Origin of the sequence: Cryobacterium algoricola, assembly GCF_004402485.1 — a bacterium.
Classification (GTDB): domain Bacteria; phylum Actinomycetota; class Actinomycetes; order Actinomycetales; family Microbacteriaceae; genus Cryobacterium; species Cryobacterium algoricola.
This window is the reverse complement of the sequence record NZ_SOFG01000019.1, coordinates 125,186-135,568: the sequence shown is the minus strand read 5'-3', so window position 1 is coordinate 135,568 and position 10,383 is coordinate 125,186. Positions and strand designations below refer to the sequence as shown.

The 10,383-nt window shown below is 70.5% G+C and carries 9 protein-coding genes; 5 read left to right on the top strand and 4 right to left on the bottom strand.

Annotated features, from left to right (window positions below; translation table 11 throughout):
* Nucleotides 1–181: 181 nt before the first annotated feature.
* Nucleotides 182–1,111, bottom strand: coding sequence for an alpha/beta fold hydrolase (locus E3O44_RS15025; RefSeq protein ID WP_338144742.1), 930 nt, complete (start codon nt 1,109–1,111; stop codon nt 182–184).
* A 126-nt stretch (nt 1,112–1,237) separates the two neighbouring features.
* A complete protein-coding gene (locus E3O44_RS15020; RefSeq protein ID WP_134535580.1) occupies nt 1,238–2,767 on the bottom strand; it encodes an amino acid permease in 1,530 nt (509 codons plus the stop codon).
* Between the two features lie 195 nt (nt 2,768–2,962).
* Here E3O44_RS15020 and E3O44_RS15015 point away from each other — a divergent pair, with 195 nt between their 5' ends.
* The 5 genes from E3O44_RS15015 (at nt 2,963) to E3O44_RS14995 (ending at nt 8,281) form a co-directional block, all read left to right on the top strand.
* Nucleotides 2,963–4,354, top strand: a complete 1,392-nt coding sequence (locus tag E3O44_RS15015; RefSeq protein ID WP_134535579.1) for a glutamine synthetase family protein — start codon at nt 2,963–2,965, stop codon at nt 4,352–4,354.
* Nucleotides 4,341–5,165: a gamma-glutamyl-gamma-aminobutyrate hydrolase family protein gene (locus E3O44_RS15010; protein WP_198415954.1), complete on the top strand. Its 825-nt coding sequence runs from the start codon at nt 4,341–4,343 to the stop codon at nt 5,163–5,165. The genes E3O44_RS15015 and E3O44_RS15010 overlap by 14 nt, the downstream gene beginning before the upstream one ends.
* Nucleotides 5,162–6,553, top strand: a complete 1,392-nt coding sequence (locus tag E3O44_RS15005) for an aldehyde dehydrogenase family protein (RefSeq protein ID WP_134535578.1) — start codon at nt 5,162–5,164, stop codon at nt 6,551–6,553. The genes E3O44_RS15010 and E3O44_RS15005 overlap by 4 nt, the downstream gene beginning before the upstream one ends.
* Nucleotides 6,550–7,341, top strand: a complete 792-nt coding sequence (locus E3O44_RS15000) for a 3-oxoacyl-ACP reductase (protein ID WP_134535577.1) — start codon at nt 6,550–6,552, stop codon at nt 7,339–7,341. Before E3O44_RS15005 ends, E3O44_RS15000 begins: the two co-directional genes overlap by 4 nt.
* Before the next feature lie 85 nt (nt 7,342–7,426).
* Nucleotides 7,427–8,281 carry a FadR/GntR family transcriptional regulator gene (locus tag E3O44_RS14995; RefSeq protein WP_134535576.1) on the top strand — a complete coding sequence of 285 codons (855 nt, stop codon included), beginning with the start codon at nt 7,427–7,429 and terminating at the stop codon, nt 8,279–8,281.
* A 130-nt stretch (nt 8,282–8,411) separates the two neighbouring features.
* On the opposite strand, the gene E3O44_RS14990 is transcribed toward E3O44_RS14995, so the two are convergent.
* Both E3O44_RS14990 and E3O44_RS14985 read right to left on the bottom strand, forming a co-directional pair.
* Nucleotides 8,412–8,759 carry a hypothetical protein gene (locus E3O44_RS14990; protein WP_241976352.1) on the bottom strand — a complete coding sequence of 116 codons (348 nt, stop codon included), beginning with the start codon at nt 8,757–8,759 and terminating at the stop codon, nt 8,412–8,414.
* 113 nt (nt 8,760–8,872) lie between these two features.
* On the bottom strand, nt 8,873–10,210 hold the full coding sequence (locus E3O44_RS14985; RefSeq protein ID WP_420897935.1) for an NCS2 family permease: 1,338 nt from the start codon (nt 10,208–10,210) through the stop codon (nt 8,873–8,875).
* Nucleotides 10,211–10,383 lie beyond the last annotated feature (173 nt).

Genomic DNA, 10,383 nt, shown 5'->3' with positions numbered 1-10,383 from the left:
CCTCCGCAGCTGAGCCGCGCCGCCCCACCGGCGTGAGCCGCCACACGAGCCGAGCTCCGCAGGCCGCGCGCCCGGTGCGCCGCTTCGCGCCAGGCACGCCCGGCGCGGAACGGCGGACTTGGCGCGCGAACATCGCCCGCCGGCTACGCCGCAGAAGCGCGAGCCGAGGGCCCGCCCGGGTTCAGGCGCGAGCGTAGAGGGCGAGCAGGTCGCGGGCGAGCTGGTGCGGCGTCGTCTCGCAGGGACTGTGGCCGGTGCGGTAGACGCACAGTCCGGCGCCGATGCGGGCGGCGAAGACCCGGTGCAGCCCGACCGGCCAGAGATCCCGTTCGCCGACCGCGACGAGCAGCGGAACCGGGCTCCGCGCGAGGTCGGGCCGCAGGTCGGGGGCGTCCTTCATCAGCCGCATGATCTCGTCGACGCTCCGGCGCAGCGTGTACTCGAAGCGCACCCGCACGAGCCGCAGCCGGCCGGGCGGCGCATGGTTGCGGTTGGTGACGAGGCCCCAGACCATCAGGCTCGCGATCGTGGGCGCGGGCAGCAGCCAGCTGAGCGGCCCGATCCAGCGCACACCCCGGAAGGTCTGGCCGGCCAGGGGCGGCGCGCCGAGCAGCGCGAGGCTCGCGAACAGCTCCGGACGCGCGCTGAGCGCGATCTCCGCAACGATCCCGGCGAAGGAGTAGCCGAGCACGTGCGCCGGTACAGCGCCGGCCTCGAGGACGGCCACGAGGTCGGCGACGAACAGCCGGTAGTCGAAGCTCTCCCCGGCACCGGGTCCCGCGCCGGCCGACTCGTACTGCCCCGCAAGGTCGTAGCTCTCCACGAGGTAGCCGGCGGCGGCGAGCAGCGGGGCGAGCAGCACGAAGTCTTCCTTCGAGCCCGTCGCTCCCGGCACGAGCACGACCCGCGGATGCCCAGGCTCACCCCAGGCGAGCGCCGCGAGGGAACCGCTCGGGGCATCGAACCGGAAGGCCCTGGCGCCCTGCGGCAGCCCGGTCCAGTCCCGGTCCTGGAGCGTCAGGTCGAGCGCCGCGGCCGGATCGGCGCTGACCTCGATCTCGAGGACGCCGGCCGGCCGGTGCACCCCGCGGCGTCTCTCCCGGATGGACACGCTGACACAGTAGCGCGGCCCGTTCGTCCCCGGTGGCTGCGCGCGGCATCCGCTGCCCAGCGGTGTCGCGGCCGGACCGCGCGAACGCCAGAGGGTGCCGTCAGCGGATGCCGTCAGTGGATGCCGTCAGTGGGTGTCGTCCCGGAAAACCTCGCTCTCCATGGCGTCGTAGCCCTCGACCTGCGGGTCTCCGTGGGTGCCGCCGGAGAGGGCGTATTCCTCCTCCGGAGAGAGCACGAGCTGCTTACGCCCGAACAGGGCGAAGCCGATGAGCATCACGACGTACACGATCGCGATCGCCACGATCGCCGGCCGGAACAGCTCGTTGAGCAGGAAGCCGAGGAAGATCGCGAGCGCGATCACCCCGGCGAGGATGGCGCCGGGCACTCCCATCGGGCTCAGGTACGGGCGGCTCACGTGGGCGAAGTTGCGGCGGAGCAGCACGAACGAGGTCATCTGCAGCAGGTAGGCGAGCACCGCGCCCCAGACGGCGATGTTGAGCACGATCGCGCCGCCGGTGCCCGCAGCGCCCCCGGTGAGGTCGACGATCACGAGGCCGAGGAACCCGATCACGGCGCCGACGAGGAGGGAGACCCACGGGGTCTGCCGCTTGCCGGTCAGCGAGAGGAACTTCGGGTAGTAGCCGGCCCGGCTGAGCGAGTACATGTTGCGGCCGTAGGCGAACATGATGCCCTGGAGCGAGGCGAGCAGCCCGATCAGGGCGAACGCGCTGAGCACCGCGGCGAGGCCGTCGGGCAGGATCGCCCGGAACCCGTCGAGGAGGGGCTCGCCGGAGGCGCCGAGTGAGTCGGAACCGGTCAGCCCTGGGTTCAGCACGAGGACGACGGCGCCGCACGCGACGAGGGTGATCATGCCCATGATGCCGCCGCGGGGGATGTCCTTCGCCGGGTCGTGCGCCTCCTCGGCGGCGAGCGGCAGTTCCTCGATGCCGAGGAAGAACCACATCGCGAACGGCAGCGCGAACAGGATCGGCAGCACCCCGTGCGGCAGGAACGCGGTCTGCCCGGCGTCAGGGACGATGTCGTAGAGCTTGTCGACGCTCCACTGGCCGGAGGCGAGCGCGAGCACGGCGAAGACGGCGAGGATCGCGATCGACAGGAACGCGACGACGAGCGCGAACCGGAAGGAGACCGCGGCCCCCGCCGTGTTGAGGGCGATGAAGACAAGGTAGAGGATGATCCACCAGACCCAGGCGGGGAGCGTGAAGCTGAAGAGCACATCGGTGATGCCGTTCGCGTACGAAGCGGAGAAGTAGACGATCACGGCCGTCGTCGCCACGTATTCGATCGTCTCGGCGAGGCCGGTGACGAACCCGCCCCACGGTCCCATCGCCGCCCGGGCGAAGGAGTACGCGCCGCCGGTGTGCGGCATCGCCGCGCTCATCTCGCCGATCGAGAACAGCATCGCGAAGTACATCACCACCACGATCACGAAGGCGATCGCCATGCCGCCGAAGCCGGCGGATGCGAGTCCGAAGTTCCAGCCGGAGAAGTCGCCGCTGATCACGGCGGCGATCCCCATCCCCCAGATCCCCCAGAACCCGGCGGTGCGCTTGAGGCTGCGTTTCTCGAAGTAGCCGGCCTCGGCCGGCGTGTAGGTGACGCCGGAAACGCTCGTCTTGTCTGGATCGGCCACGGGTCTCTCCTCTTCCTCGGGTGGCACGATTGTAGGGTGGGCAATGGCCCGCTGTACATACCTTTGGACGTCTTCTGCAGAGAATATTTCTGCCACTGGGCGGGGCATCCTGTGTTGTAATGGTCGAATCGACGCGCCATTGATCCCGTTCCCCCCTCGACTGCCCACGCGAATCCCCCGCCAAGAGGAGCACCCATGACCCCGATCGAGTCACCGAAGACCCGGACCGGAACCGGCTACCTGAGCCTCACGGACCTCACCGGTCTCGTGGCGGCCGGCTCGATCGACACCGTCATCGTGGCCTTCACCGACATGCAGGGCCGCCTCGTCGGCAAGCGGGTGTCTGCGCGACTCTTCCTCGAGGACGTCGCGAGCCACGGCGCGGAGTGCTGCAACTACCTGCTCGCCGTCGACGTCGAGATGAACACCGTCGACGGGTACGCGATGTCGAGCTGGGCGCGCGGCTACGGCGACATGGCGATGATCCCCGACCTCACCACGCTGCGCCTGGCCCCCTGGCTGCCGGGGACCGCGCTCGTCACGGCCGACCTGCACTGGCTCGACGAGGCACCCGTCGTCGCCTCGCCCCGGCAGATCCTCCAGGCGCAGCTCGCCCGCCTCGCCGAACGCGGCCTCGTGGCCTACGTGGGCACCGAGCTCGAGTTCATGGTCTTCGACGACGGCTACCGCGACGCGTGGAAGAAGGGCTACCTCGGCCTGACCCCGGCGAGCGACTACAACATCGACTACGCCCTCCTCGCCTCGAGCCGGATGGAGCCGCTGCTGCGGGACATCCGCCGAGCCATGGACGGCGCCGGAATGTACTGCGAGGGCGTCAAGGGCGAGTGCAACCTCGGCCAGCAGGAAATCGCCTTCCGCTACGCGACCGCGCTCGAGACCTGCGACAACCACTCGATCTACAAGAACGGGGCCAAGGAGATCGCCGATGCGCATGGCAAGAGCCTCACCTTCATGGCGAAGTACGACGAGCGCGAGGGCAACAGCTGCCACATCCACATCAGCCTGCGTGGCACGGACGGGAGCGCGGTGTTCGCCGACCAGACGGATGCCGGAGGCATGTCGACGCTGTTCCGCCGGTTCCTGGCCGGTCAGCTCGCGGTCATGCGCGAGCTGACCCTGTTCTCGGCGCCCAACATCAACTCGTACAAGCGGTATGTCGCGGGCAGCTTCGCACCGACGGCGATCAAGTGGGGCTTCGATAACCGCACCTGCGCCCTGCGGGTCGTGGGCCGCGGCCTGGGCATGCGGGTGGAGAACCGGGTGCCGGGCGGCGACGTGAACCAGTACCTCGCGGTGAGCGCGCTCATCGCGGCGGGGCTCTACGGCATCGAGAACGAGCTCGACCTCGAGGACGCCTTCACCGGCAACGCGTACGAGAGCGACGCCGCCCGGGTGCCCGGCTCGCTGCGGGAGGCGACGGCGTTGTTCGCCTCGTCGGAGGTGGCCAGGGCGGCCTTCGGTGACGACGTGGTCGACCACTACCTGAACAACGCCAGGGTCGAGCTCGCCGCCTACGACGCTGCGGTGACCGACTGGGAGCGGGTGCGCGGCTTTGAACGGCTCTGACCCGGACCGAGCACCGGTCACGGCACCGGTTTCCGCGCCGGCGTCCACTCCGACGTCCACTCCGCTGATCGGTCTGACCACCTACCTCGAACAGGCCACGACCGGGGTCTGGGACGTGTCCGCGGCGTTCCTGCCCGAGGTGTATTTCGACGCGGTGATCCGCGCCGGCGGCATCGCCGTGCTGCTTCCGCCGCAGCCCGCGAACCCGGAGACGGTCGGCCGGGTGCTCGACGCCCTCGACGGCCTGATCGTGACCGGGGGGAAGGACGTCGATCCCGCCCGGTACGGCCAGGCGGCGCATCCGCTCACCGACCAGCCGCGCCGGGACAGGGACGCCTGGGAGGACGAGCTGCTCCGCGCCGCGATCGAGCGGGACCTGCCCTTCCTCGGGATCTGCCGCGGCGCCCAGCTGCTCAACGTCAGTCTCGGCGGCACCCTGCACCAGCACCTTCCCGACCTGCTCGGCCACACCGGGCACCAGGCCGGGGGCGGGGTGTTCGGGGTCGTCGACGTCGTCGTCGCCCCGGACTCCCGGCTGCACGACCTGCTCGAGGCCCCGCAGTCGACCGTCACCGTGCCGGTCTACCACCACCAGTCGATCGACCGGCTCGGCGCCGGACTGTCCGTGACCGCCGTGACCGGCGAGGGCGTCGTGCAGGCCGTCGAGCTCGCCGGCGCCGGCTTCGGGGTCGCCGTGCAGTGGCACCCGGAGCAGGATCCCGACGACCTCCGCCTGTTCGCGGGCCTCGTCGACGCCGCGCGCGGCTACCGCGCCGCGCGCTCCACACCGAACCGAAGGATCTCCGAGTGAGCAGCTACACCGTGGTCAACCCGGCCGACGAGACCGTGGTCTCCGTCGTCGAGCACCGGGATCTCGAGGCGACGGATGCCGCGATCGAGCGGGCGCACGTCGCCCAGCGGTCCTGGGCGCGGGTCTCCCCCGCCGACAAGGCGGCCGCGCTCCGCCGCTTCGCCGCAGCGGTCGACGGCGACCGGGAGAACCTGGCACGGATCGAGGTCACGAACTCGGGGCATCCGCTCAGCCAGGCCCGCTGGGAGGCCGGGCACGTGCGCGACGTGCTCGAGTACTACTCCGCCGCGCCGGAGCGGATGTTCGGGCGCCAGATCCCCGTGGCCGGCGGCCTCGACGTCACCTTCCAGGAGCCGCTCGGCGTCGTCGGCATCATCACGCCGTGGAACTTCCCGATGACGATCGCCGCGTGGGGCTTCGCGCCCGCCCTCGCGGCCGGCAACGCGGTGCTGCTCAAGCCCGCCGAGTGGACGCCGCTGTCGAGCATCCGCCTCGGCGAGCTCGCACTCGAGTCCGGCCTGCCCGAGCACCTGTTCCAGGTGCTCCCCGGTCGTGGTTCGGTCGTCGGAGAGCGGTTCGTCACGCATCCCGCCGTGCGGAAGGTCGTCTTCACGGGTTCGACCGCGGTCGGCAAGCGGGTAATGGCCGGCTGCGCCGCGCAGGTGAAACGGGTCACCCTCGAACTCGGCGGCAAGAGCGCCAACATCGTCTTCGCCGATTCCGACCTCGAGAAGGCCGCGGCGGCCGCGCCGTCCGGGGTGTTCGAGAACGCCGGCCAGGACTGCTGCGCGCGCAGCCGCATCCTCGTCGAACGCAGCGTCTACGACCGGTTCCTGGAACTGCTCGAACCCGCCGTCGCCGCGGTGCGCGTCGGCGACCCGCTCGACCCCGGCACGGAGATGGGCCCGCTCGTTTCGGCGGAGCACTTCGCAAGCGTCTCCGGGTACGTTCCGTCCGGCGCGCCCGTGCTCTTCCGCGGCAGCGCGCCCGACGGCCCCGGGTTCTGGTTCCCGCCGACGGTGCTGGCCCCCTCGCGCACCGACCGCACGGCCACGGAGGAGATCTTCGGCCCCGTCGTCACCGTCCTGCCCTTCGACGGCGAAGCGGATGCCGTCGGCCTCGCCAACGACACGGCGTACGGCCTGTCCGGCTCGATCTGGACCCGCGACGTCGGCCGGGCGATCCGGGTGGCGCGCGCCGTCGAATCCGGGAACCTCTCGGTGAATTCGCATTCCTCGGTGCGCTACTCGACCCCGTTCGGCGGGTTCAAGCAGTCCGGGCTCGGCCGCGAACTGGGCCCGGACGCCCCCCTGAGTTTCAGCGAGACGAAGAACGTCTTCATCGCCGTCGACGAGATCTCCACCCCCAACCACCAGGAGCAGCCATGAGCACCATCACCCCGATCGACCTGACCCAGCGACTCGCCGGGAAGGTCGCCGTGATCACGGGCGGAGCGAGCGGGATCGGCCTCGCGACCGCCCGCCGGTTCGCAGCGGAGGGCGCGACGGTCGTGATCGGCGACCTCGACGAGGCCGCGGGTCGCGTCGCCGCGGCCGAAGTCGGCGGCCTGTTCGTGAAGGTCGACGTGACGGACGAGGACGAGGTCAACGCCCTCTTCGACACGGCGAAGCACACCTACGGTTCCGTTGACGTGGCCTTCAACAACGCCGGCATCTCGCCACCGGACGACGACTCGATCGAGACGACGGAGCTGCCCGCCTGGCAGCGCGTGCAGGACGTCAACCTGAAGTCGGTCTACCTCTGCTGCCGAGCGGCCCTCCGCCACATGACACTGCAGGGCAGCGGATCGATCATCAACACGGCCTCCTTCGTCGCGGTGCTCGGCTCGGCGACGAGCCAGATCTCCTACACGGCGTCGAAGGGCGGGGTGCTCGCCCTCAGCCGGGAGCTCGGGGTGCAGTTCGCGCGGCAGGGCATCCGGGTCAACGCGCTCTGCCCCGGCCCGGTGAACACGCCGCTGCTCCAGGAACTCTTCGCGAAGGACCCGGAGCGGGCGGCCAGGCGGCTCGTGCACATCCCGGTCGGTCGCTTCGCCGAGCCCGCCGAACTCGCCGCCGCCGTCGCGTTCCTCGCGAGCGACGACTCCTCCTTCATCACCGGGTCGACGTTCCTCGTCGACGGCGGCATCAGCTCGGCGTACGTCACGCCCCTGTAGGCCCGCGAGCACGAGCACGGCCTGGAAACCGGAGGCCCGCGGAATCTGTGGTCAACTGGACACCGGTAAACGTAACGGACCCACCATGATCGATGAATCCCCCGGCCGCGACAGCGGCCTCCTGCTCCGGCCGGTGCACGGCGGCAACGCCTTCGAGGAGACCGTGCAGCGGCTGCTGCAGACGGTGCGTCTCGGCCTGATCGCCCCCGGCGAGCGGCTCCCCTCCGAACGCGAACTCGCGGCGATGCTCGCGGTGAGCCGCGACACCCTGAGGGATGCACTCAAGAGCCTCGCCGACGCCGGGTACCTGGTCGCCCGGCGCGGGCGATACGGCGGCACCTTCGTGACCGAGGTCCTGCCGGGAACCGGTAGCGCGACCGCCGAGGGGACCGGTGCCACCGGCAGCGCGACCCGACTCGCGGACCCGACCATGAGCGGCTCCGGGGCCACGGACGGGACCGACGGGGGTGCTGCGGTCTCCGGGGTTCCGGCGTCGGCGCATCCGCTCGCCCGGCGGGTGCCGCCAGCGCGCGAGATCGACGACGCGCTCACCCTGCGTGAGATTCTCGAGGTGGGCGCCGCCCGGCACGCCGCTGCCCGTGCGCTCGGGCAGGCCGCGCGGGAACAGCTCTGGGCGAGCCTGGCCGAGTCGCGGGCCGCGACGAGCGCGGACTACCGGCGGCTCGACTCGCGGCTGCACCTCATGATCGGGGAGCTGGCGGGTTCCCCCTCGCTCGTTCCGCTCCTCGCCGAGGTGCGGATGCGGGTCAACGAGCTCCTCGACGCCATCCCGCTCCTGGGCCCGAACATCGCGCATTCGGACCGGCAGCACGAGGAGATCGTCGCGGCGATCCTCGCCGGCCGGCCCGATGCGGCCGCGCAGGCGATGGCGGAGCACCTCGCCGGCACCGCCCTCCTGCTCCGCGGCTTCCTCGAATAGCGCGCGGCACTGCCCGCTTCCGGCCCGAGCGGATGCCGCGGCCGGGCCGCCACCTCGCCGTTCGTGCCGAGAATCGCCGGCAGAACGGCGACGGTCGGAGCTGACGGCGAGTGTCGGCGACGATGGCGGCTCAGAGGACGAAGGCGAATGGCAGGAACGGCAGGAAGGCGAGCCCGAAGACGAGGCCGAGCACCAGCAGCAGGAACACTCCCGCGAGCATGACGGCGTTGAGCACGATGCCCCAGAGGGCCATGGTGCGGGCGTACGGTTCCCGGCCGAGGGCGAGCACGCCGGTGACGATCCCGACGATCGGGGCCACGAAGGTCCAGCCGGCGAGGATCGAGACGAGGCCGAGCACGAGGCTCGTCAGCGCGAGCGGGCTGCTGGGCCGCACCGGCGCTACAGGCGGGTAGGCGTATGCCGGCGGGGCCTCGTACGCGGCTGGCGGTGTCGTCTGGTCGGGATGCAGGGTGGACATTCTGGGTTCTCCTTGGGATGTGGCCGCGGGTGGCGGCTCTCTTCCAGAGTATGCAGTCGGCCGGACGCGGACCATGGGGCTATCCCCCGCATCCGGCCTTACTGATTCGAGGGTCAGCCGCCGATCAGGGTCTCGATCGGGCCGCGCACGAAGAAGACCAGGAAGCCGGCCGCGACGATCCAGAGCAGCGGGCTGATCTCGCGGAACTTGCCGGAGAACGAGCGCACGACGACCCAGCTGATGAAGCCGGCGCCGATCCCGTTGGCGATCGAGTACGTCAGCGGCATCACGATGATCGTGAGGAACACCGGGAAGACGATCGAGAATTCGCTGAAGTCGATGAACCGGATCTGCGAGACCATCATCGCGCCGACGATGACGAGCGCGGCCGCGGCGACCTCGAGGGGGACGATCTGGGTGAGCGGGGTGAAGAACATCGCGGCGAGGAACAGGAGCCCCGTGATGATGTTCGCGAACCCCGTGCGGGCGCCCTCGCCGATGCCGGCACCGGATTCGACGAACACGGTGTTGGAGGAGCCCGACGTCGCACCGCCGAGCACCGCGCCGACGCCCTCGACGATCAGGGCCGACTTGAGCCGGGGGAAGTTGCCCTTCTTGTCCGCGAGGCCTGCCTCGGTCGCGAGGCCGGTCATGGTGCCCATCGCGTCGAAGAAGTTCGTGAAGACGAGCGTGAAGACGAGCATGAGTGCGGCGAGCACGCCGATCCGGTCGAAGGCGCCGAAGCTGATGTGGCCGAGCAGGCTCAGGTCGGGCAGGGACACCGCGGTCGTCGGGAGCACGGGTGCGTTGAGGTTCCAGCCGTACGGGTTGGTGCTGAACGAGGGCCCGACCTTGAAGATCGCCTCGAGGACGACGGCGATGACCGTCGTCGCGACGATTCCGATCAGGATGGCGGCCTTGACCTTGCGGGCGACGAGCACGCCGATCAGGAGCAGGCCGATCACGAACACGGTGGTCGGCAGGGTCACGATCGACCCGTTGTCGCCGAGCTGCACGGGCGGGCTCGCGAGCCCGCTCGAGCGCACGAAACCGGAGTCGACCAGGCCGATGAACGCGATGAACAGGCCGATGCCGACGGTGATGGCGATCTTGAGCTGGTGCGGAACGGCGTTGAAGATCATCTCGCGGAGCCCGGTCGAGGCCAGGAGCACGATGATGAGCCCGTTGATGAGCACGAGGCCCATCGCCTCCGGCCAGGTGACCTGCCCGACGACGCTCACGGCGAGGTAGGAGTTGATGCCGAGGCCGGCCGCGAAGCCGAACGGCAGCCGGGCGATCACGCCGAAGAGGATCGTCATGACGCCGGCGGTGAGCGCGGTGACCGCGGCGACCTGGGCGTTCGGGAGCCAGCCGCCGACGACGTCGACAGACGCCTGGTCTGCGCTGAAGCCGCCGAGGATGAGGGGGTTGAGGATGACGATGTACGCCATGGTCACGAAGGTGACGAGGCCGCCGCGGATTTCACGGCTCCAGCTGGAACCACGGGTCGTGATTTCGAAGTATCGGTCGAGACGCGCCTTCAGGCCGGTCGGGAGCGGGGTGGGCGTGTCGGTCTGTGTAACAGGAATGGGGTTCTCCAGGCTGCCGTCTCGGCTGATTCTCA

Coding starts and splice junctions, on each gene's coding strand:
- E3O44_RS14985 (WP_420897935.1), bottom strand. CDS start 10,210: ATGGCGTACATCGTCATCCTCAACCCCCTCATCCTCGGCGGCTTCAGC.
- E3O44_RS14990 (WP_241976352.1), bottom strand. CDS start 8,759: ATGTCCACCCTGCATCCCGACCAGACGACACCGCCAGCCGCGTACGAG.
- E3O44_RS15015 (WP_134535579.1), top strand. CDS start 2,963: ATGACCCCGATCGAGTCACCGAAGACCCGGACCGGAACCGGCTACCTG.
- E3O44_RS15000 (WP_134535577.1), top strand. CDS start 6,550: ATGAGCACCATCACCCCGATCGACCTGACCCAGCGACTCGCCGGGAAG.
- E3O44_RS14995 (WP_134535576.1), top strand. CDS start 7,427: ATGATCGATGAATCCCCCGGCCGCGACAGCGGCCTCCTGCTCCGGCCG.